The sequence below is a fragment of the Streptomyces scopuliridis genome, from assembly GCF_042790125.1.
Taxonomy (GTDB): Bacteria; Actinomycetota; Actinomycetes; order Streptomycetales; family Streptomycetaceae; genus Streptomyces; species Streptomyces scopuliridis_A.
In genome coordinates this window covers 375,842-398,040 of sequence record NZ_JBHTZS010000002.1, presented here as the reverse complement: position 1 = coordinate 398,040, position 22,199 = coordinate 375,842, and the positions used below count along the sequence as shown (strand labels likewise).

20 protein-coding genes are annotated in these 22,199 nt (G+C 71.6%); 9 read left to right on the top strand and 11 right to left on the bottom strand.

Annotated elements, in window-relative coordinates; all coding sequences use genetic code 11:
- The first annotated feature begins 116 nt into the window (after positions 1–116).
- Entirely contained in the window at positions 117–2,177 is a 2,061-nt protein-coding gene (locus ACFRKB_RS04045; RefSeq protein ID WP_383103285.1) for a TPM domain-containing protein, read from the top strand.
- A 102-nt stretch (positions 2,178–2,279) separates the two neighbouring features.
- Complete coding sequence (locus ACFRKB_RS04040) at positions 2,280–2,990, top strand: PspA/IM30 family protein (protein WP_365973652.1); 711 nt, start codon at positions 2,280–2,282, stop codon at positions 2,988–2,990.
- A 46-nt stretch (positions 2,991–3,036) separates the two neighbouring features.
- On the opposite strand, the gene ACFRKB_RS04035 is transcribed toward ACFRKB_RS04040, so the two are convergent.
- From ACFRKB_RS04035 to ACFRKB_RS04010, 6 genes are all read right to left on the bottom strand, one after another.
- On the bottom strand, positions 3,037–5,592 hold the full coding sequence (locus ACFRKB_RS04035) for a SpoIIE family protein phosphatase (protein ID WP_383103079.1): 2,556 nt from the start codon (positions 5,590–5,592) through the stop codon (positions 3,037–3,039).
- A 147-nt stretch (positions 5,593–5,739) separates the two neighbouring features.
- A complete protein-coding gene (locus tag ACFRKB_RS04030; RefSeq protein ID WP_383103078.1) occupies positions 5,740–6,210 on the bottom strand; it encodes an ATP-binding protein in 471 nt (156 codons plus the stop codon).
- Positions 6,211–6,495: 285 nt separating this feature from the next.
- Entirely contained in the window at positions 6,496–6,915 is a 420-nt protein-coding gene (locus ACFRKB_RS04025) for a (deoxy)nucleoside triphosphate pyrophosphohydrolase (protein ID WP_365973649.1), read from the bottom strand.
- Positions 6,916–6,973: 58 nt separating this feature from the next.
- Positions 6,974–7,153, bottom strand: a complete 180-nt coding sequence (locus ACFRKB_RS04020) for an SPOR domain-containing protein (RefSeq protein WP_365973648.1) — start codon at positions 7,151–7,153, stop codon at positions 6,974–6,976.
- Positions 7,154–7,554: 401 nt separating this feature from the next.
- Positions 7,555–8,307 (bottom strand): GntR family transcriptional regulator, encoded by a 753-nt coding sequence (locus ACFRKB_RS04015; RefSeq protein WP_365973647.1) that lies wholly within the window; start codon positions 8,305–8,307, stop codon positions 7,555–7,557.
- Between the two features lie 255 nt (positions 8,308–8,562).
- Positions 8,563–9,045: a cupin domain-containing protein gene (locus ACFRKB_RS04010; RefSeq protein ID WP_383103075.1), complete on the bottom strand. Its 483-nt coding sequence runs from the start codon at positions 9,043–9,045 to the stop codon at positions 8,563–8,565.
- 94 nt (positions 9,046–9,139) lie between these two features.
- On the opposite strand from ACFRKB_RS04010, the gene ACFRKB_RS04005 reads away from it, so the two are divergent.
- Positions 9,140–11,773, top strand: a complete 2,634-nt coding sequence (locus ACFRKB_RS04005; RefSeq protein WP_383103074.1) for a discoidin domain-containing protein — start codon at positions 9,140–9,142, stop codon at positions 11,771–11,773.
- Positions 11,774–11,838: 65 nt separating this feature from the next.
- On the opposite strand, the gene ychF is transcribed toward ACFRKB_RS04005, so the two are convergent.
- Positions 11,839–12,927 carry a redox-regulated ATPase YchF gene (ychF, locus tag ACFRKB_RS04000; protein WP_383103072.1) on the bottom strand — a complete coding sequence of 363 codons (1,089 nt, stop codon included), beginning with the start codon at positions 12,925–12,927 and terminating at the stop codon, positions 11,839–11,841.
- Positions 12,928–13,132: 205 nt separating this feature from the next.
- Here ychF and ACFRKB_RS03995 point away from each other — a divergent pair, with 205 nt between their 5' ends.
- Positions 13,133–13,813: a DUF6542 domain-containing protein gene (locus tag ACFRKB_RS03995; protein ID WP_383103071.1), complete on the top strand. Its 681-nt coding sequence runs from the start codon at positions 13,133–13,135 to the stop codon at positions 13,811–13,813.
- A 41-nt stretch (positions 13,814–13,854) separates the two neighbouring features.
- Here ACFRKB_RS03995 and ppgK read toward each other — a convergent pair whose 3' ends face one another.
- Positions 13,855–14,592: a polyphosphate--glucose phosphotransferase gene (ppgK, locus tag ACFRKB_RS03990; RefSeq protein WP_383103070.1), complete on the bottom strand. Its 738-nt coding sequence runs from the start codon at positions 14,590–14,592 to the stop codon at positions 13,855–13,857.
- A gap of 85 nt (positions 14,593–14,677) precedes the next feature.
- A complete protein-coding gene (locus ACFRKB_RS03985; protein WP_383103068.1) occupies positions 14,678–15,715 on the bottom strand; it encodes a 4-hydroxy-3-methylbut-2-enyl diphosphate reductase in 1,038 nt (345 codons plus the stop codon).
- Positions 15,716–15,791: 76 nt separating this feature from the next.
- Here ACFRKB_RS03985 and ACFRKB_RS03980 point away from each other — a divergent pair, with 76 nt between their 5' ends.
- The 4 genes from ACFRKB_RS03980 to ACFRKB_RS03965 all read left to right on the top strand — a co-directional run bounded on the left by ACFRKB_RS03980 (position 15,792) and on the right by ACFRKB_RS03965 (position 19,793).
- Positions 15,792–17,369: an amino acid permease gene (locus ACFRKB_RS03980; RefSeq protein ID WP_383103067.1), complete on the top strand. Its 1,578-nt coding sequence runs from the start codon at positions 15,792–15,794 to the stop codon at positions 17,367–17,369.
- A 136-nt stretch (positions 17,370–17,505) separates the two neighbouring features.
- A complete protein-coding gene (gene xseA, locus ACFRKB_RS03975; RefSeq protein WP_383103065.1) occupies positions 17,506–18,714 on the top strand; it encodes an exodeoxyribonuclease VII large subunit in 1,209 nt (402 codons plus the stop codon).
- Between the two features lie 126 nt (positions 18,715–18,840).
- On the top strand, positions 18,841–19,077 hold the full coding sequence (locus ACFRKB_RS03970; protein WP_383103063.1) for an exodeoxyribonuclease VII small subunit: 237 nt from the start codon (positions 18,841–18,843) through the stop codon (positions 19,075–19,077).
- A gap of 125 nt (positions 19,078–19,202) precedes the next feature.
- Complete coding sequence (locus ACFRKB_RS03965; protein ID WP_383103062.1) at positions 19,203–19,793, top strand: malonic semialdehyde reductase; 591 nt, start codon at positions 19,203–19,205, stop codon at positions 19,791–19,793.
- Between the two features lie 105 nt (positions 19,794–19,898).
- On the opposite strand, the gene ACFRKB_RS03960 is transcribed toward ACFRKB_RS03965, so the two are convergent.
- Positions 19,899–20,453, bottom strand: coding sequence for a DUF4245 domain-containing protein (locus ACFRKB_RS03960; protein ID WP_383103060.1), 555 nt, complete (start codon positions 20,451–20,453; stop codon positions 19,899–19,901).
- Between the two features lie 123 nt (positions 20,454–20,576).
- On the opposite strand from ACFRKB_RS03960, the gene glpX reads away from it, so the two are divergent.
- A complete protein-coding gene (glpX, locus tag ACFRKB_RS03955; protein WP_383103059.1) occupies positions 20,577–21,608 on the top strand; it encodes a class II fructose-bisphosphatase in 1,032 nt (343 codons plus the stop codon).
- A gap of 153 nt (positions 21,609–21,761) precedes the next feature.
- Here the strand turns inward: glpX and ACFRKB_RS03950 are convergent, their stop codons facing one another.
- Positions 21,762–22,136 carry a WhiB family transcriptional regulator gene (locus tag ACFRKB_RS03950; protein WP_365973631.1) on the bottom strand — a complete coding sequence of 125 codons (375 nt, stop codon included), beginning with the start codon at positions 22,134–22,136 and terminating at the stop codon, positions 21,762–21,764.
- Positions 22,137–22,199 lie beyond the last annotated feature (63 nt).

Below are 22,199 nucleotides of genomic sequence, written 5' to 3'. Positions count from 1 at the left end.
GGTCGCGCCCGCCCTTGAGCGGACATAACCTCCGAAATGTGACGCCACCCGTGAGCCTCCCCGCGCCCCGCCGCCGTAGGACGCGTATAGCCAGAACCCTCCTGGCCGCGCTGGTCATGGCGTGGTGGCTCGTCGTACCCACGGCTCAGCGGGCCGCCGCCGAGCAGCCGATCCCGCTCGACCGGCAGGGGCAGATCACCGACAAGGTGGGGGCGCTCGGCGCTCAGCGGACCGCGGTGAGCCGGGCTCTCGACCGGCTCTACAACGACCGGCGGGTGCAGCTCTTCGTCGTGTACGTACGCGACTTCTCCGGGCGCTCGCCGCAGAGCTGGGCCGACGCCACGGCCACCCGCAACGGCCTGGGCCGTGACGACCTCCTGCTGGCGGTCGCGACCCACGACCGGCAGTACGCCTACTCCGCGGACATCGACTCGCCCCTCACCCACGACCAGCTCGCCACGGTCGCGCGCACCGCCGTCGAGCCCGCGCTGCGGCAGAACGACTGGTCCGCGGCGGCGATCGGCGCCGCGGACGGATTCGGCGCGGTGCTCGCGGGCCGGCCGGTGCCCACGCCCGCCATCACACCCGGCGTGGCGGACCCGGGCGGTCCGGCGGCCGACGGAGGCGCGGCGACCAATCTGGTGCTGCCCGTCGTCGTGGTGCTCGGGGCGGCGGCCATCGGGGCGTACTCCTTCGCCAAACGCAAGCGGCGCATGACGGCCCGTACGACACCGCAGGGCGGGCGGCGGCAGGGCTGGGGCTCCCCCGGCGGTACGGAAGGGCCCGCGTCCACTCCGCTGCCCGAGCTCGACAGCCGGGCGAAGCAGGTCCTCGTCGAGACGGACGACGCGCTGCGCACCAGCCAGGAGGAACTGGGCTTCGCCACGGCGCAGTTCGGCGAGGAGGCGGCGGCGCCGTTCACCGATGCCGTGGCGTTCGCGAAGGGGCAGCTGACGCTCGCCTTCCGGCTGCGCCAGCAACTGGACGACGCCTTCCCGGAGGACGACCCGACCCGCCGCCGGATGCTGGACGAGATCCTCGCCCGCTGCGCGGAGGCCAACAGCCGGCTGGACGCCGAGTCCGAGGGCTTCGACCGGCTCCGGGCGCTGGAACGGAACGCGCCGCAGGCCGTCGAGACCGTCGGGGCCACCTTCCGCGAGCTGACCGGGCGGGTCGCGACGGCGCGGGACACGCTCGCGGCGATGCGCGAGCAGTACGCCGACTCCGCCGCCGCGCCCGTCGCGGACAGCGTCTCCCAGGCGGAGGACCGGCTCGTCTTCGCGTCCACCGCGCTGGACGAGGCCCGCGGCTTCACCGCCGCGGGCGACAACGGCAAGGCGGCCGTGCATGTGCGGGCGGCGGAGGCGGCCGTCGGACAGACGGCCACGCTCGTCGAGACGGTCGAACGGCGTGCGCAGGAGCTGACCGAGGCGGCCGGAAAGCTGCCCGGCGCGCTGACCGAGACCGAGACGGATCTCGCCGACGCGCGCGGGCTGCTGAAGGGCACGACGCAGGGGATGTCCACGGCCGACCTCCAGGGCCGGATCGGCCGCGCCGAGGCGGTGGTCTCGGGCGTACGGCGCGAGCTGGACTCCGGACGGTACGACCCGATCGACGCGCTGCGCCGGGTCGAGGAGGCGGACGCGGTCCTCGACGAGGCGCTGACCGGCGCGCGGGAGCGCGAGCAGGGCAGCCGCCGGGCCGGCACGCTCCTCGATCAGGCGATGCTCACCGCGCGCTCGGCGATCGGCGCCGCCGCCGACTACATCGGCACGCATCGCGGGGCGGTCGGCAGTCAGGCACGTACCCGCCTGATGGAGGCACAGCGACGGCTGGAGCTGGCGCACGCCACCTCGGTGTCGGGCGACGCGCAGGGCGCGCTGGCCGAGGCGCAGCGGGCGGACGCGCTGGCCAGGACGGCGCAGGACCTCGCCGAGCAGGACGTGCGGTCGTTCGGGAGCCGGTACGGCGGCGGCGGTGTCCAGGGAGCGGGCGCCGGGCTCGGTGGCGCCGTGCTCGGCGGGATCCTCCTCGGCGGCCTGCTGGGCGGCAGGGGCGGCCTCGGCGGCGGGGGGTTCGGCGGGGGTTACCGGGGCGGGGGCTATCGGGGCGGCGGCCCCGGCAGCTTCGGCGGCGGGGGGACGCGCGGCCGGATGGGCGGCGGCGGCCGGTTCTGACGCATCACGTGTCCCCGACGAACCACGTTTCTCCGGCGAATCACCTTTCGCCGACGAATCACCTTTCCCCACAAGGACTTTCCCCACAAGGAGAGAAGAGCCATGACCAAGCAGACCATCCTCGGCCGGGTCAGCCAGCTGGCGAAGGCCAATATCAACGCCCTGCTGGACCAGGCGGAGGACCCGCAGAAGCTGCTGGACCAGCTGATCCGCGACTACACCAACAACATCGCCGAGGCGGAGGAGGCGGTGGCCGGCACCATCGGCAATCTGCGCCTGCTGGAGCAGGACCACACGGAGGATGTGGCCGCGGGCCGTGAGTGGGGCGAGAAGGCGCTGGCCGCCAGCAAGAAGGCGGACGAACTGCGCGCGGCGGGGCGGACCGAGGAGGCGGACACGTTCGACAACCTCGCCAAGGTCGCGCTGGAGCGCCAGCTCCAGTCCGAGAAGGAGGCGAAGACCGCGGAGCCGACCATCGCCTCCCAGACGGAGGTCGTGGACAAGCTCAAGACCGGTCTGGAACGGATGAAGGTGAAGCTGAACGAGTTGAAGGCGAAGCGCGACGAGCTGGTGGCGCGGTCCAAGTCCGCCGCTGCGCAGAACCGGATGATGGACGCGGTCAAGAACATCAACGTCCTGGACCCGACCAGCGACCTCGGCCGGTTCGAGGACAAGGTGCGGCGCGAGGAGGCGAGGGCGATGGGCAAGCAGGAGCTGGCGGCCTCGTCGCTGGACGCCCAGTTCGAGCACCTGGACAGTCTCGGCGACAGCGCGGAGGTCGAAGCGCGGCTGGCGGCGCTGAAGAGCGGCTGACGGAACGGGCCCGGGGCGCGGGCCGACGACCGTCCCGGGCCCCGCGTCAGAACATGCTCAGCAGCTGCTCGACGGTCGGCTCGGCCGACGAGTCGCCGTCGGGCAGGGCCAGTTCGAACCAGACGGTCTTGCCGCGCGGCGTCCGGCGCGAACCCCACGCCGCGCTCAGCAGCCCGACCAGCTGGAGACCCCGGCCGCCCTCGTCGGTGTCGCGGGCCCGCCGCCGCCTCGGCTGCACCAGCCCCGCGTCCCACACCTCGCAGACGAGCGTACGGTCGAGCAGCAGCCGCAGCCGGATCTCACCCTCGCCGTAGCGCATGGCGTTGGTGACCAGCTCGCTCACCAGCAGCTCCACCGTGTCCACCAGCGGTTCGAGATCCCAGGCGAGCAGCTGCGTACGGGCGAGCTCCCTGGCCCGGCCCACCGAGCGCGGCTCGCGGGGCAGCCGCCAGTCCCCGACCGCCTCGGCCGGCAGCCCCTGGATACGGGCCATCAGAAGGGCGATGTCGTCCTCGCCGTGCCGGGTGTCGAGCGTGTTCAGTACGTGGTCGCAGACGTCCTCCAGCGGACGGGACGGATGGGCGAGAGCCGCGCGGAAGGCGCCCAGGCCCTCGTCCAGCGGCTGGTCCCTGGACTCGACCAGCCCGTCCGTGTAGAGCGCGAGGAGCGCGCCCTCCGTCACATCGACCTCCACCTGCTCGAACGGCTCACCGCCCACGCCGAGGGGCATGCCGGGCGGCACGTCGAGCATCAGCGCCTCCTCGCCCGGTTCGACGAGGACGGGCGGCAGATGACCGGCGTTGGCGAACGTGCAGCGCCGGGTGACCGGGTCGTAGACGGCGTACACGCAGGTGGCGAGATAGACCTCCGCGAGGTCCGCGTCGCGCGACTTGTGGGCGACACGCGAGGCCTGCTGGGCGCCGCTGGGCGAGCCCAGTCCCGCTGCGATCTCGTCCAGCGCCGAGAGCACTTCCGCGGGCTCCAGGTCGAGCAGCGCCAGCGTACGTACGGCCGTGCGCAGCTCGCCCATGGCGACGGCGGCCCGCAGACCGCGCCCCATGACGTCGCCGACGACCAGCGCCGTGCGGTGGCCCGGCAGTTCGATGACGTCGAACCAGTCGCCGCCCACTTCCGTGGCCGTGTTGCCGGGCAGATAACGGCAGGCGATGTCCAGCCCGGCGGCCTCCGGGTCGCCGGGCGGGAGCAGGCTCCGTTGCAGGATCAGGGCGCGTTCGTGCTCGCGCCGGTAGAGGCGGGCGTTGTCGATACAGACCGCGGCGCGCGCGGCGAGTTCGACGGCGAGCGCCCGGTCGCGCTCGCCGAACGGCTCGCTGCCCTTCGTACGGGAGAACTGGACGAGCCCGATGACGCTGTCGTGAGCGACCATCGGTACGGCGAAGGTGGACTGTACGAGGCTGCCGGCCTCGCCGGGGATGGTCTGCACCCGGCCGGTGCGCAGGGCGCCCGCGCTGAGCGAGCTGAACGGGAACCGGTGGACGGCGCCGACCTCCGGCGGGACATATCCGTCGCCCTCGCCGCCCGGCCCGGTCAGCGGTACGTCGGAGACGGCGCTGGCGAAGGCGACCCGGCGCAGCCGGGCACTGCCGCCGCCGGAATCGGCCCCCGAGGAGCCCCAGCGTCCGGGCGGCGCCTCCTCGCCGGTGAGCAGGCTCTGGTAGAGGTCGACGGAGGCGAGGTCGCAGAAGCCGGGGACGGCCACGCCGAGCAGTTCGCGCGCGGTGGTCTCCAGATCCAGGGAGTTGCCGATGCGGGCACTGGCCTCGTTGAGCAGGGCGAGGTTGCGGCGGGCGCTCGCGGCCTCCCTGGCCGCTATGTGACGGCGTGTGACATCGGTGCCGACCCCGGCGACCCCGATGGAACGCCCGGAGCCGCTGTGCACGCGGTAGAGGTTGACCGACCAGTGCCGGCGCTCCGCGTCGCCCGGCCGGGTGCCCACGATCTGGAGGTCGGTGACGGACTCTCCGGTCTTCAGGACGCGTTCCAGCGCGGCGGTCATCCGCTCGGCCTCGGGGCGGGAGAGATAGTCGTGGACCGTACGGCCCTGATGGTCGTCGGCCCGGCCGCCGAAGACGGTCGCGAAGCGCTGGTTGGCCCGCTGCACCCGGAGCCGGGTGTCGAACAGCAGGAAGCCAAAGGGAGATTGGCCGAAAATGGCCTGCGAGGCGGCGAGGTCGGTTTCGATCCGGCGCAGGGCTCTGACGTCGACAACGACACAGAGCGCGGCGCGTTCACCACGCTCCGTCTCGCTCGGCATCACATAGACCTCGGCGAGCCCGTACTGCCCGCCGACGCCGTTCGTACGGAACGGGACGAGGCCGGTCCACTCCTTGCCGTCGAGGATCTCCTTGACCCTGCGATGGCCTCGCGGGCGCTGGTCGGCGGGCATGAACACCTCGACCGGGTCCCGGCCCCTGACCTCGTCGGCACCTACCCCGAACAGCTCTGCGGCCCGCTCGCTCCACTGGTCGACCAGCCCGTCGGGGCCGATCGAGAACGAAGCGACCTTGATGTAGTCATAGATCGAGCCCGGCGGACTGCTCTGCCATACGACGTCGCCCGCCGCCCCAGATATCTCGCTCACGCGACCGTCCCCTCCAGCTCACGCACCGGACCGGCCATGCCCGCAGTATTCAGCACTACGGCCCCAGCCGACACGGCGTTCACGATCACAGCACGGTCTCGTTCTTTTTGAGCCGAGTCCGCTGTGATCGTTCTCCCTTCCAGACTTCTAACCAGGGAGGGGCAGCTCGAACCACACGGTCTTACCAGTCTTCCCCCGGCGCGTGCCCCAACGCCGGGCGGAAACCGCCAGAAGCTGGAGCCCCCGGCCTCCCTCGTCGTCGGGACCGGCGGGACGTTCGGTGGGGGGTTCGGGCAGCGGGTCGGAGACTTCCACCAGCAGCGCGGCACGCTCCGTGACGGCGGTGCCCTCGGCGCCGTCGGGACCGCCCGGGTCGCCAGGCCCCGGCTCGACGGGGCGTACGGCGAGCCGGACACCGATCGGCCCCGAGGTGTAGCGCAGGGCATTGGTCACCAGCTCGCTCACCAGCAGGACTGCCATATCGCCGACCGACGGTGGCAGACGCCAGGCGTGGAGCGTGTCACGGACGGCGTGGCGGGCGGAGCGTACGGCATCGAGTTCGGCAGGGAAGGTCCATTCGGCACATGCGTCACCCTCTGTGTCGATCAAGCCGATCACATCCCCAGACCGACGGCAGACCCGCGTCCCTTTTACGGGGGTTAATCAGCACATACCCGATATCCATCGCGGCTACCGTCGCAGCCGTCGCCACAGGGGATGTCCACCGGGACAAACGGACTACGCCCCCCGCGCACATGACGTACCGGTGGTCACACCGCCGCGCACTCGCCGCGCACTCGCCACGCATTGCTCGCGCGCCGGCCATTCCTCGCGCGCCGCGCATCGCCCGCGCGTGCGTCGCGCGCTTCTCGCGTACTCTCCGCGCCCCGGGCGACGCCCAGTTCAGGGGATCCGACGGGTCGGCGTGGAGGCGGCGGGCAGCCGGCGGGCCGCCTCGGCCACGGCCGGCCGGTCCTGGTCGAGCCAGTCCACCGTATGGATCTCGTCCGGCCCCAGCCAGCGGAGTTCGTCGTGGTCCTCCAGCGGCAGGGGCTCGCCGGAGAGCAGCCGGGCCGTCCAGACCTGGAGCACATAGCCGGGCTTGAGCGGCCACTCACCGGGGATCCGCTCCACCGGCTCCGTCTCCACGCCGAGTTCTTCCCGCAGCTCACGCACCAGCGCCTGTTCGGGCGTCTCCCCCGGCTCCAGCTTGCCGCCGGGAAGCTCCCAGCGGCCGGCCACATCGGGGGGCGCGCTGCGCCGGGCGGCCAGCAACCGCCCCCGGTCGTACACCGCTCCCGCCACCACCACACGATCACTCATGCGCCGGAGCGTAACGCGGGCTCGACCAGGGGCGTGCCGTACGGCGCACGGGGAGACGCTAGCCGGTGGTCTGGCTGACGCGCTCCACCCAGTAGATCCGCTGCGCTCCGCGGCCGTCGAGGCTCTCGACTATCTTCTGCGCCTCGTCCTGGGTGGCATATCTGCCGACGCGATAGCGGTTGCCGTTGTCGTCCTCCCGTATGACGAGCCACGGGAGCATGGCTCCGCCGTCGTTCATCGCGCTCCTCCCGCCGCCGACCTGCATCTCTCCGAAGATCTCCAGGAAACCGCAATCCGCATATGCCGGAGCCTACGCCTGACCTTCACAGAGCGGATACGTGTTTGTACAAAGAGATACGCATCCGGCCAAGAAAACGCCGAAAACCGGGGCGGCGACGGACCCCGCGCGCCCCCTGGCCGTCCCGCACGCCCGATCGGGCTCCCAGGGCGCGCCCGATCGGCCCGTACGGCGGGACGCGGGCATGCCCGTTCGGCCCATGGACGGCGGCCGGCATACACCCGCACACGTCGGGCCGTACGCGCCGTCAACTCCCCGCGCGCGCCGGGCCGTAGGCCGGGCGGCCGGACCGCCCGTCACTCGACCTGACCTGCCGTGACTTCAGTTCACTGCACTGCACTTCACTTCACGGAGAGGTGGTACGCGATGCGGTACCGGTCCGCGGGAACGACGACCTCCGCGGTCTCCACGGCCCGCCCCGACGCGTAGTACGTCCGCTCCAGGACCATCACGACATGGCCGGGCACCCCGCCGAGGGCCATCAGCTCCTCCGCCAGCCCGGGGCGCGCGCCGACCTCCTCCAGCACGTTGTCCACGACGATGTCGATGGCGGCCATCCGCTCGACCACCCCGCAGCCGCCGAGCGGCCCCTCCTCGGGCAGCATCACCGGCGTACGCCCCGTGACCGCCAGGGGCTCCCAGGAGGTGGAGAGCATCATCGGCTCGCCCCCTTCCCGGAAGACATAGCGCGTACGCATCACACGGTCGCCCGGCTCGATCCCCAGCCGGGCGGCGACCTCCGGCCCGGCCTGGTCCTGCTCGCTGCGGGACTCCCAGGTGCCCCGCGCGCCCGTCGCCGCCTGCTCCTGGCGGAACGGGCTGGAGCCGGACGGCGGCCGGTACCCGGACCGGGCGATCCGGCGGGGGACGGGGCGCTCGCGGACGTACGTACCCGACCCGGAGCGGCCCTCGACCAGTCCCTCGGCCATCAGCACCTTGCGCGCCTCCAGCGCGACCGTGTCGGAGACGCCGTACTCCTCGCGGATACGGGCCTGCGAGGGCAGCCGGGTATGCGGCGGCAGGGCGCCATTGGCGATCTTCTCGCGTAGATCGCTCGCAACGCGGAGATAGGCGGGCTGCTCACCGAAGGCCACGGGCCACTCCCATCAGGTTGACAGACAGCAACAGCGTGGCAACCGTCGGTTGATCACCGCAAGCATGGGCCAGAGTTTCACCCGAAGTGATGACTTGCGTTTAAGCAGGCACTTACCGCAGGTACGCCCCATCGCGCCCCGCTGCCGCACCGGGCGCACCACCGCGCGACCGCGCCGCGCGCGCCGGGTCGTAGATCAGGCGGTCGGGGCAGGCGGTCGGCGCAGGCGGTCGGCGCAAGCGGTCAGGGCAGACGGTCAGTCCGCCCAGTAGGTGTCGTGCCTGATGTAGAAGGCGGACCGTTCCTCCTCCGTCATCCCGCCGACCGTGGAGACCTTTTCGAAGTACTCCTCGCGGGGCGCCCCCGGCGCGAACAGGATCAGGAGCGACGCCGGTTCGTCCGCGTCGTTGCGGAATCCGTGCAGCCCGCCCGGCGGCACGTACAGGAAGTCGCCCTTCTCCGCGTCGATCCAGCCCTCCCCGGTGTAGAGCCGTACCGTCCCGTCGAGTACGTAGAAGGACTCCGAGATCGTCTTGTGGAAGTGCGGTCCCGGCCCGCCGCCGTGCGGGACCATGTCCATCCGGTACAGCCCGAACTCGCCCCCGGTGGACTGCGAGGACGCCACGAAATGCGTCCGGCCGCCAGACGGTGACCGCACGTCGGCGGGGGTGCCGGCGGGCCGGTGGGTCACGTTGATCTCGCCCTGGTCGCCGGTGTAGCGGGGCTCCGGATATGACATGTCCTCTGCTCCCATCAGCCGGTCCGGCCGTTCAGCCGTTCACCACGCGCGCCGTGCGCACCCGCACCGTACCGGCGTTCCTACGGTCGTCCCCGTGAGTTTCTCGCGTACACACGCCCTCGCGCCCCTCTTCACGCCCCTTGTCGCGCCCCTTCTCGCGGGCGCGCTCGTGGTCGCCGTCCCTCCGGTCTCGTACGCCGACGACGGGACGGGCGGCACGCGCTGCGGGGAGGAGGCCGACCCCGGCTGGTCGCCCACCGCCACCCGGATCGACCCCGCCGACAGCCACCACGCGTACACCGGAAACGGCTATCTCGGGACGCGCGTCCCGCCCACGGGCGCCGGTTACGCCGAGACCGGCACCACGACCGGCTGGCCGCTCTACACTCCGCGCTACGACGGCGCCTTCGCGGCCGGGCTGTACGCCCATGAACCGACCGTCACCGCCGGGCGGCAGGTCATCGCCGCGCTTCCCGCCTGGACGACCCTCAACGTACGGGTGGGCGGCGAGACGTTCGGGACGGACAGCCGGATCTCGCGCTACCGCCAGAGCGTTCTGCTGCGCTGCGGAGTGGTCCGCACCAGCCTGCGCTGGACGACGGCCGACGGCCGCGCCACCGACCTGACGTACGAGATCCTCACCGACCGCTCCGACCCGCACACCGGCGCCGTACGGCTGCGCCTGACCCCGCGCTGGACCGGGGCGGTGGACCTCGACGGGGGTCTCGACTGGCGCGGCGCGCGGCGCGTCACCCGTACCGGACCGCAGGACGGGTCCCGTTCCCGTTCCCGTTCCTGGGACGGTTCACGGGTCGACACCTTCCGGGCGAACGGTACGGGGACGGCGGGCGCCGTCGCCTCGGCGCTGCGGCCCGCCGTCCGGGGCCCGGTCACGGTCCGGGCGGACCGTACGTACGACTTCGTGAAGTACGTCGGCATCGACACGGCCCTCACCTCGCGCGACCCGCGCGCCGCCGCCGTGGAGGCGTCCCGGCGGGCGGCCGGGCGCGGCTGGCCCGCGCTGTTCGCCGCCAACGAGGCCGCCTGGTCGCCCCTGTGGGCCGCCGATATCGACGTACCGGGGCAGCCGGAACTCCAGGCGTGGCTGCGCGCGGCCCAGTACGGGCTGCTGACCGGTACCCGCGAGGGCTCCGCCGACAGCCTCGCGCCGACCGGGCTGAGCAGCGACAACTACGCGGGCCTGGTCTTCTGGGACGCCGAGACCTGGATGTTCCCGGGTCTGCTGGTCACTCGCCCCGAACTGGCGCGCTCCGTCGTCGAGTACCGCTACCGCACCCGCGCCGCGGCGGCCGAGAACGCCGGGAAGCTCGGCTTCAGGGGACTGTTCTATCCATGGACCAGCGGAGGCCGGGGCGAGCTCTGGAACGAGTGCCAGAGCTGGAACCCGCCGCACTGCGTCACGCAGAACCACCTCCAGAGCGATATCGCGCTCGCCGTCCGCCAGTACTACGAAGCGACCGGCGACCGGGCCTGGCTGCGGGAGCGCGGCTGGCCGCTGCTGAAGGGGATCGCGGAGTTCTGGGCCTCCCGGGTCACGGCCAACGACGACGGCAGTTACTCGGTCAGGGAGGTGGCGGGCCCCGACGAGTACAGCAACGGCGTCACCGACGGGGTCTTCACGAACGCGGGCGCCGCCACCGTATTGCGCGACGCCACCCGTACCGCCGCGCTCGTCGGTGAGCGCGCCCCCGCGCGGTGGACGGACATCGCCGACCGGATCCGGATCCCGTACGACGCGCGGCGCACGATCTATCTCCAGTACGCGGGGTACGACGGCTCGCGGATCAAACAGGCGGACACGGTCCTGCTGACCTATCCGCTGGAGTGGCCGATGCCCGCCGGGGCCGCCGCGGCCACCCTCGACTACTACGCCGAGCGCACCGACCCGGACGGACCCGCGATGACGGACTCGGTCCACGCGATCGACGCCGCCGCCATCGGGGAGCCGGGGTGCGCGGTGTACACATACCTCCAGCGGGCGGTCCGGCCCTTCGTCCGGGGGCCGTTCGCGCTCTTCTCGGAGGCGCGCGGCACCAAGGCGGGGGCGGACGATCCGCACTCCGGCTCACCCGCGCAGGACTTCCTCACCGGAAAGGGTGGTTTCCTCCAGGTTTTCACGCACGGACTGACGGGGCTGCGGCTGCGCGCCGACGGCGTACGGCTGGACCCCACGCTGCCGCCGCAACTGCCGAACGGCGTGCACCTGCGCGGGCTGCGCTGGCAGGGACGTACGTACGACCTGGCCATCGGCACCCGCGAGACGACGGTCCGGCTGACCTCCGGCACCCCGTTCACCGTGCACACCCCGGCCGGCGACCGACGGCTGAGCTCGACCCTCACGCTGCCCACCCGCCGCCCGGACCTCGCCCCGACACCGAACGCGGCCCGCTGCCACCCGACGACCGCCACCTCGGAAGAACCCGGCCTCTACGCCCCGGCCGCCGTCGACGGCAGCCCAGCCACCTCCTGGGTACCCACGGACGCCACGGCCGCACTCACGGTGGACCTGAGCCACCCGCTCCCGGTCACCTCGGTCACCCCACACTGGACGCCCCCGCGCCCGGCGTCGTACGAGGTGCACACCTCGACGGACGGAACGACCTGGCAGCCACTACAACCGGGAACCCCGGCGCGCCACGTCCGGGTGACGGTGCACGCGCCGGCGGGCGAACGGCGGTCGGGCATCAGCGAACTGACGGTGAGCTGAGTGGCGCACCGCCTCCATGCTCGAATGCGGCCAGTCCCGGGACCTGGCCCGCAGGAGCGAACCGCTCACACGTTGAAGCGGAACTCGACCACGTCGCCGTCCTGCATCACGTATTCCTTGCCCTCCATGCGGGCCTTGCCCGCCGCGCGGGCGTCCGCCACCGAGCCCGTTTCGATCAGGTCGGCGAAGGAGATGACCTCGGCCTTGATGAAGCCCTTCTGGAAGTCGGTGTGGATCACGCCGGCCGCCTCGGGGGCCGTCGCGCCCTTTTTGATCGTCCAGGCTCGGGATTCCTTGGGGCCCGCCGTGAGGTAGGTCTGGAGGCCCAGGGTGCGGAAGCCGACGTGGGCGAGGGTGGCGAGGCCCGGCTCTTGCTGGCCTACCGACTGGAGGAGTTCGAGGGCCTCGTCGTCGTCCAGTTCCGCGAGGTCGGACTCCAGCTTGGCGTTGAGGAAGATCGCCTCGGCGGGGGCGACCAGGGCGCGCTGTTCGTCCTTGAAGGTGTCGTCCGTCAGCTCGTCCTCGTCGACGTTGAAGACGTAGAGGAACGGCTTCGTGGTGAGCAGGTGCAGCTCGCGCAGCGGCTCGGCCTTCTCGGTGCCCTGGACGATGCCGGCCGAGAAGAGGGTCTCGCCGGTCTCCAGGATGGCCTGGGCCTCCTCGATGGCCTTGACCTGGCCCACAACCTCTTTCTTGATGCGCGACTCGCGCTGGAGGCGCGGGAGGACCTTCTCGATCGTCTGGAGGTCGGCGAGGATCAGCTCGGTGTTGATCGTCTCGATGTCGTTCTTGGGCGAGACCTTGCCGTCGACATGGACGACGTTCTCGTCCTTGAAGGCCCGGATGACCTGGCAGATCGCGTCCGATTCGCGGATGTTCGCCAGGAACTTGTTGCCCAGGCCCTCGCCCTCGGAGGCGCCGCGCACGATGCCGGCGATGTCGACGAAGTCGACCGTGGCCGGAAGGATCTTCTGCGAGCCGAAGACCTCCGCGAGCTTGTCCAGACGCGGGTCCGGCACGCCGACCACGCCGACGTTGGGCTCGATGGTGGCGAACGGGTAGTTGGCCGCCAGCACGTCGTTCTTGGTCAGGGCGTTGAACAGGGTCGACTTGCCGACATTCGGCAGGCCGACGATTCCGATCGTGAGCGACACGTTGGCGACTTCCTGAAGTGAGGACCGGCTGATGGCCTGGGTGACCCTGGACGGGCCGATCTCCCAGTTTACGGGCGGCCGAAGCCGCGAGCGACGGGCGCCGGGTGCCTCGGCCCCGCCCCCTGACGTCGAACTCAACGCCAAGCTCGCCCAAAGGGCGTGTCCAACGCCCGCTTCGTCGCCCCGGGCCACCTACGTTGGTCCGGTGGAGCAGCACAGGACACGTCAGCCGCAGCAGCGTCGACAGCGCCCCCCGGGGCCCCGTACCGCGACCGGTACCGGGGCCACCGGTGTCTACCGGGCTCCGATGACGCCACGGCCGCCCCGCCCGTCCCGGCCGCCCCGGCCTCGGGTGTCGCCGTTGGCGCAGCGGCTGCGCGGACTGCCCAATCCGCGGTTCACCGGGCTCGGCGCGGGCCTGTTCGCCGCCGCCACGATGCTGGCCATCGCGTTTCTGGACCGGCTGCTCCTCGACGGCGCGCCGCTGGTGTACGGGGTGCTGTTCTTGCTGGTCAGCGCGGTGACCGCGCTCTGGGTACGGACGGCCGACCTGGTCACGGCTCCGATCAGCGTGCCGATCGCCTTCGCGGTCGGCGCGTATCCGATCGCCGACGGCAGCGGCGGCTTCGGCGCGCAGACGATGGCGCTCGTCACCACCCTCGCCGTTCACGCGGGCTGGCTGTACGGCGGCACGCTCATCGCCGGGCTCATCGCCTCCGTACGGAAGGTACGGCAGATGGGGCGGCGCCAGCGCGCCCGGGACGCGGCGGCCAGGGCAGGCGCGACCCGGGCCGGGGCCACGGCGTACCGAGCGGCCGGTCCCGGCCCCGGACCCGGGAACAGGGCGCCCAGAGCCACCGTCCCCCGCGCCGTACGGCGCGGCTAGGCCCTGCCCGGCGGACCGGTCCTAGGGGCCTGTCCGCTGCCTTACCTGCCCGCCGCCGACATCGCCGCGCCCACGATCCCCGCGTTGTTCTGGAGCTCCGCCGGGAGGATCTCCGCCCTGATCCCCTCGATGAGGGGGATGAACTTGTCGGCCTTGCGGCTCACCCCGCCGCCGATGATGAACAGCTCCGGCGAGAACAGCATCTCCATATGGGCCAGATACTTCTGGACGCGGTGCGCCCAGTGGTGCCAGCTCATGTCCGCGTCTTCCTTGGCCTTCGTGGAGGCACGCTTCTCCGCCTCGTGGCCGTCCAGCTCCAGATGGCCCAGCTCGGTGTTGGGCACCAGCTTGCCGTCCATGAAGAGCGCGCTGCCGATGCCCGTGCCGAAGGTCAGCAGGAATACCGTGCCCTTCCGGCCCCTGCCCGCGCCGAAGGCCATCTCGGCCACCCCCGCCGCGTCGGCGTCGTTGAGGACGGTCGTCCGCAGGCCCAGCCGCTCACCGAGCACCTGCCCCGCGTCCGTGTCGATCCAGGCCTTGTCGACATTGGCGGCCGTACGGATCACCGAGCCCGTGACCACCCCGGGGAAGGTGATGCCGACCGGGCCCGACCAGCCGAAATGCCGCACGACCTCCACCACACCGTCGGCGACGCTCTCGGGCGTCGCCGGGTGCGGGGTCAGCACCTTGTGGCGAGGTTCGACCAGATCGCCGCGCTCCAGGTCCACGGGCGCACCCTTGATGCCCGAGCCACCGATGTCCACTCCGAAGACGTTCATGGACACAACGTTACGGGCAGATGCTGACAGCGACTTCCCGGACGGCCTCTTTGGTCCCGCCGACCCGTCGGATACCGCCCGCGCCCTACTTCTCCGAGAGGGCCGCCGCCTCGGCGCGCAGGTCGCGGCGCAGCTCCTTCGGCAGTGAGAACGTGATCGACTCCTCGGCCGCCTTGACGATCTCGACATCCTCGAAGCCGCGCTGCGAGAGCCACTCCAGCACGCCTTCGACCAGGACCTCCGGGACGGACGCGCCCGAGGTGAGACCGACCGTGGAGACGCCGTCGAGCCATGCCTCGTCGATCTCGTCGGCGCCGTCCACCAGGTGCGAGGCGCCCGCGCCCGCGCCGAGGGCGACCTCGACCAGCCGGACCGAGTTGGAGGAGTTCTTGGAACCGACGACGATCACGAGATCGGCGTCGGCGCCCATCTGCTTGACCGCGATCTGACGGTTCTGGGTGGCGTAGCAGATGTCGTCGCTCGGCGGCGAGATCAGCAGCGGGAACTTCTCCTTGAGCGCCCCGACCGTCTCCATCGTCTCGTCCACCGACAGCGTGGTCTGGGAGAGCCAGACGACCTTCGACTCGTCGCGCACCTCGACCCGGGCGACATCGTCCGGGCCGTCGACCAGCGTGATGTGGTCCGGGGCCTCGCCCGACGTGCCGATGACCTCTTCGTGACCGTCGTGGCCGATGAGCAGGATGTCGTAATCCTCCTGCGCGAACCGGACGGCTTCCTTGTGCACCTTGGTGACCAGCGGGCAGGTCGCGTCGATCGTGGCGAGCCTGCGGTCGGCCGCCTCCTGGTGGACGACGGGCGCGACGCCGTGGGCCGAGAACATGACGATCGAGCCCTCGGGGACCTCCGCCGTCTCCTCGACGAAGATCGCGCCCTTCTTCTCCAGGGTCCTGACGACGTACTTGTTGTGGACGATCTCGTGACGGACGTAGATCGGAGCCCCGTACTGCTCCAGGGCTTTCTCCACGGCGATCACGGCGCGGTCGACACCGGCGCAGTAACCACGGGGAGCGGCGAGCAGGACGCGTTTGCCGGCGCGGCGCGCGGCGTCTCCACTGGGGGTGGCGGCGGGCGACGGGCGGGACGTGGCAGTCATGTGTCCCATCGTAAGGCCGCCCAGAAGAGGCGGGACGGCGGGCGGCGGCCCGAGACTGGGCCTACGCGATCGACGGAGGGACGCGATGGCCGACACCGGCGCCGGTACGGACGGGCCGTCGGGCGGGTCGTCGAACAGGTCATCGGACCGGTCGTCGGACCAGCCACCGGACAGGCCGTCGGACAGGCCGTCAGACAGGTCACCGGACAGGCCGTCGGGCAGGTCACCGGACGGGTCGTCGGACCGGCCGCCGGACGGGTCGCCACAGGACCGGCCGGACGCCTCGCCCGACGCCCCTCCAGGGGCCGCGCCCCGGCAATCCGGGAGCGGCCAACTGCGGCGGACGCTGGGCTTCCGCGACCTCGTCGTCTACGGGCTCCTCTTCATCGCCCCCATGGCGCCCGTCGGCGTCTTCGGCACGCTCGACGCCAAGTCCCATGGCGCCGTGGCTCTGGTCTACGTCGTGGCGACCGTCGCGATGGCCTTCACCGCCTTCAGTTACGCGCAGATGGTGCGGGTCGCCCCGCAGGCCGGCTCCGTCTTCGCGTACGCGCGCAAGGGTCTCGGCGAAGAGGCCGGATTCATCGCCGGCTGGATGGCGATGCTCGACTATCTGCTGATCCCGGCGGTCGCCTATCTCTTCGCCGGGATCGCGATGGAGGCGCTGATTCCGTCCGTGGACCGCTGGGTGTGGACCGCGATCGCGGTCGTGATCACCACCCTGCTCAACCTCTGGGGGGTACGGGCGGCGGCCCGGGTCGGGATGGCGGTGCTCGCCCTGGAGATTCTCGTCCTGCTGGTGTTCGTCGTGTCGGCCGTCGCGGTGCTCGTGCAGGACGGCGGGACGCGCGGCTGGTCCACGCCGTTCACGAGCGATGTGGGCTTCTCCCCGGCCGCCGTGCTCAGCGGGGTGTCCGTGGCCGTGCTGTCCTATCTGGGCTTCGACGCGATCGCGTCGTTCGCGGAAGAGGTGACGGGCGGATCGCGGCAGGTGGCGCGCGCCGTGCTGTTCTGTCTGGTGCTGGCGGGCGCGCTGTTCATCGCGCAGACCTATCTGGTGGCGCTGCTCGAACCGATGACCTCGGCGGAACTGGCCGCGGATCCGGCCGCGCAGGGCTCCGCGTTCTATGACGCGGTGGACACCTCGGTCGGCACCTGGCTGCACGATCTGGTGGCGGTGAGCAAGGCGATCGGCGCGGCGTTCGCGGCGCTGGCCGCGCAGGCGGCGGCCGGCCGGCTGCTCTTCGCCATGGGCCGCGAGCGCCGGCTGCCGCGTGCGCTCGCGCGTACGGACTCGGGCGTACCCCGGGTGGCGCTGCTGCTGGCCGCGGTGGTGACGCTGCTGGCGGCCGTGTGGGCGGCCCGCCGCGCCGACGGTCTCGACCGGCTGGTCTCGGTGGTGGACGTCGGGGCGCTGACGGCGTTCGTGCTGCTGCACGCGTCGGTGGTGGGGTGGTTCGCGGTACGGCGCCGGGAGAGGCCGGTGCGCTGGTTCGCCCATGTGGTCCTGCCGGTGATCGGCGCGGGGATCCTGATCGCGGTGATCGTGGAGGCGGCGGGCTCGGCGCGGCTGGTGGGCGCGATCTGGCTGGCGGTGGGTCTGGTGGTGCTGCTGGTGCAGCGGGGACGCGGCAGGCCCGCCCCGCTCTCCGGCGCGCCGTAGCCGGGGCTCACCGATACGCCGCAGGCGGGGCGCTCCGGTACGCCGTAGCCGGGGCCGGGGAAGGCCGTACCGGCGGATCCGTGCCCGCGGGGCCGATTCCGGAACGATGTCAGAGGCGGCCGATACGCTCCCGTATATGGCTCTCAATACATCCGCGGAGGCTCCGCTGCCCGTCGGCGAGGTGTCGCGGCTCATCGGCGGGTGGATCGACCGGCTCGGTGCGGTCTGGGTCGAGGGACAGATCACCCAGCTCTCGCGCAGACCGGGGGCGGGCGTCGTCTTTCTGACGCTGCGCGATCCGTCGTACGACATCTCGGTGAGCGTGACCTGCTACCGGCAGGTCTTCGACGCGATCGCGGATGTGGTCTCCGAGGGCGCGCGGGTCGTGGTGCTGGCCAAGCCCGAGTGGTACGCGCCGCGTGGGCAGCTGTCGCTGCGGGCGACGGAGATACGGCCCGTCGGGATCGGTGAACTGCTCGTGCGGCTGGAGCTGTTGAGGAAGTCCCTGAGCGCCGAGGGGCTGTTCGCCGCCGACCGCAAGAAGCCGCTGCCGTTTCTGCCTCAGCTGATCGGGCTGGTGTGCGGGCGGGCCTCGGCGGCCGAGCGCGATGTGCTGGAGAACGCGCGGCGGCGGTGGCCCGCGGTGCGCTTCGAGGTCCGTAACACCGCGGTGCAGGGGGTCAACGCGGTGGCGCAGGTCGTCCAGGCGGTCAAGGAGCTGGACACGCTGCCGGAGGTGGATGTGATCGTCGTGGCGCGCGGCGGCGGCAGCGTGGAGGATCTGCTGCCGTTCTCGGACGAGCAGCTGGTACGGGCGGTGGCCGCGTGCCGTACGCCCGTGGTCTCCGCGATCGGCCATGAGCCGGACGCGCCGCTGCTCGACCTGGTGGCGGACGTACGGGCGTCGACGCCGACCGACGCCGCGAAGCGGATCGTGCCGGACGTCGGGGAGGAGCAGGAGCGCGTACAGGCCCTGCGGGACCGGGCGCTGCGAACGGTGCGGGGGCTGCTCGATCGCGAGGAGCGCGGTCTCGCCCACGCGCTGGCCAGGCCTGTGATGGAGCGCCCGCACCGGATGGTGGACGAGCGGGCGGCCGAGGTGGACGCGCTCGCCGACCGGAGCCGGCGGGTGCTGCGCCATCTGCTGGACCGCGCGGACTCGGAGCTGTCGCACACCCGCGCCCGGGTGGTCGCGCTGTCTCCGGCGGCGACGCTGGAGCGGGGGTACGCGGTGCTCCAGCGGCCGGACGGGACGGTCGTACGCTCCCCGGAGGAGGTCACCGCGGCCGAGGAGCTGCGGGCCAGGGTGGCGGAGGGCGAGTTCACGGTGCGGGTCGCCGAGTGAGCGAGACGTGAGCGCAGATGTGAGCGCTGACGGAATCGCAGACGTGATCGCTGACGTGATCACTGAAGAAATCGTTGTCGGACCGCGCGCACGCGCGCGTAACTACGCGTAACGAGGGTGGACCATATGGCCAGGACGGACGAGGGCACGACGCTCGGTTACGAGCAGGCGCGGGACGAATTGATCGAGGTCGTACGGCGGCTGGAGGCGGGCGGTACGTCACTGGAGGACTCGCTGGCGCTGTGGGAGCGGGGCGAAGAGCTGGCGAAGGTGTGCCGCCGCTGGCTGGACGGAGCCAGGGCGCGGCTCGACGCGTCGCTGGCGGACGAGTCCCCGGAACAGGACGGCGCTGACATGCGGTGATCTGACGTCCGGGGGCTGCCGGGCGGCTGTGAGTCGAGTCACCCAGGTTTTAGTTGAAGGTTCACACATCCACTTGTACGGTGAATGCTGTTTGCCTGATCCATCGCCCCCGGAAGGTTTTCCAGATGTCCCTCGTTCTCGACCCCGCCGCTCAGGACCTCCTCTTCCGTGAGGCACGCACGGCCAATACGTTCTCCGACGAGCCGGTGACCGAGGAGCAGGTGCAGGCCATCTACGACCTGGTCAAGTACGGCCCGACCGCCTTCAACCAGTCACCGCTGCGCGTCGTCCTCGTCCGCTCCGCCGAGGCCCGCGAGCGCCTCGTACCGCTCATGGCCGAGGGCAACCAGGCCAAGACCGCCACCGCCCCGCTGGTCGCGATCCTGGCCGCCGACAACGAGTTCCACGAGGAGCTTCCCCACCTCTTCCCCGCCTTCCCGCAGGCCAAGGACGCGTTCTTCAGCGAGCGCCCAGCCCGTGAGCGGGCCGCCTCGCTGAACGCCGCCCTCCAGGCCGGTTACTTCATCGTCGGCGTCCGCGCCGCCGGTCTCGCCGCCGGCCCCATGACCGGCTTCGACGCCGCCGGTGTCCAGAAGGAGTTCCTGGACGGCGACCACACCCCGCTGATGATCATCAACATCGGCAAGCCCGGCGACAACGCCTGGTACCCGCGCTCCCCGCGCCTCTCCTTCGACGAGGCCATCACCACCGTCTGAGCCGAGCCGGGCGGCCCGGCGCCCGAGCCCGGCACACGAACGAGGCCGCCGTCCCGTACAACCCGTACGAGAGACGGCGGCCTCGTCCGTCAGGACTCCGCGACCTCAGACCTTCCCGGACTCGGCCTTCCCGGACTCGGGGGCCTCGGCCTCCAGCGCGGCGGCCATCTCGGCCAGCCGCTCGTAGGACGCCGTACCCGTCACCACCGTCGTCGCGTCCCCGTCCGTGCGGACCAGGGCGTCGTACTTCGGCCCCTCCCAGCGCTGCCAGGTCTCGCCCGCCACCTGCTGCGTCCTACCGGTGTCCGCGGCCTGCTGGCTGACCTTGGCGGCATACCTCTCCGGGGCCCCCGTCGACTGCTCGACCGCGACGTACTCGCCGTCCGGGGCCAGATACCCGAGGTGCCAGGCGTTGTCGCTCTCACGCTTGTACGAGACGGACGTCGGCTTCCAGGTCTCCGCCAGGCCCGCCGGCGCCAGCACCGGGTACGGCGCCGCGCGCCGCGCGGTCAGCAGCTCGACCCGGTAGTCGACCGCCTTGACCGGGGTCGCCTTCTCGTCATGCGGGATGAACACATACATCCCGGCGACGACGAGTCCGATGACCGCCATCGACAGGACCAGGTCCCGCACCGTCTGTTTGCCTCGCTTACTCGCCACCGCACCATCGTCGCATCACGGCACGGCGCTCATACGTGGGGCCCTCTGCTCAATTTGTCGATGTACGGATAGAGTCGTATCACCCTCTTTTCCGGCCGTCGCCGTACAGAAAGGTGCGCTCCGATGACCGAGCATCAACTTCCGCCTCCCCTTGAGGTGTCTCCCGAGGCACCCGACCGCAACCTGGCCCTGGAGCTGGTCCGGGTCACCGAAGCAGCCGCGATGGCGGCCGGCCGGTGGGTCGGACGCGGCGACAAGAACGGCGCGGACGGCGCGGCGGTGAACGCCATGCGCACGCTCGTCTCCACCGTGTCGATGAACGGCGTGGTCGTCATCGGCGAGGGCGAGAAGGACGAAGCCCCGATGCTGTTCAACGGCGAGCATGTCGGTGACGGCACCGGCGCCGAGGTCGACATCGCCGTGGACCCGATCGACGGCACCACCCTGAACGCCAAGGGCATGCCGAACGCGATCGCCGTCCTGGCCGCCGCCGACCGCGGGGCCATGTTCGACCCGTCCGCGGTCTTCTACATGGACAAGCTGGTCACCGGCCCCGAGGCGGCCGACTTCGTCGACATCAACGCGCCCGTCGCGGTCAATATCCGCCGGGTCGCCAAGGCCAAGCACTCCTCGCCGGACGATGTCACCGTCGTCATCCTCGACCGCCCCCGCCACGAGGGCATCGTCAAGGAGATCAGGGAGACGGGCGCCCGGATCAAGTTCATCTCCGACGGCGATGTGGCCGGTTCGATCATGGCCGCGCGCGAAGGCACCGGCATCGACCTGCTGATGGGCATCGGCGGCACGCCCGAGGGCATCATCTCGGCGTGCGCCATAAAGTGCCTCGGCGGTGTCATCCAGGGCAAGCTGTGGCCCAAGGACGACGTCGAGCGGCAGCGCGCGATCGACGCCGGGCACGATCTGGACCGCGTCCTGTCCACCGACGATCTGGTCAGTGGCGACAATGTCTTCTTCGTCGCCACCGGCATCACGGACGGCGAGCTGCTGCGCGGAGTGCGCTACCGCTCGGAGACCGCGACCACCCAGTCCCTGGTCATGCGCTCGAAGTCGGGCACGATCCGGCAGATCGACTCGACCCATCGGCTCTCGAAGCTGCGGGCCTACAGCACGATCGACTTCGACCGGGCCAAGTAGTCAGCGGAGGGGCGCCCCAGCTGTGCGGCGGGGCGCCCCCTCCGGACACGCGTCCACGTGGTGCGTACCGGCCCCCTGCGTACCGACCATGTGCCGACCTGGACCGACTATGTGCCGACGGCATACGCGTCGGCCTGCCCGTACCGCCACGCCTCAACCGGCGGCGGCGATCCGCTCGCCCGCCGCGGCGGCCTTGCGCAGCTCCACCTCGCGGCGCCGGCGACGGGCCAGCACCACCCGGCGCTCGGCCGCGGTCAGCCCGCCCCACACCCCGTACGGCTCGGGCTGGAGCAGGGCATGCTCCCGGCAGTCGACCATGACCGGACAGCGGGCGCAGACCCGCTTCGCGGCCTCCTCCCGCGCCAGTCTCGCGGCTGTCGGCTCCTTGGAAGGGGCGAAGAACAATCCGGCTTCGTCCCGGCGGCATACCGCCTCCGAATGCCAGGGCCCGGCCTGATCCTCCCGAGCGGGACTCCGCTGGGGCGGTACGGCGGCGACCTGCAGGGGCTGATGCGGCAGTTGCAGCACGGTCTACTCCTGACGACGGCTTCGCGAGCGAGAGACGATGAGGCTTTCCCTACCCGCTGTACG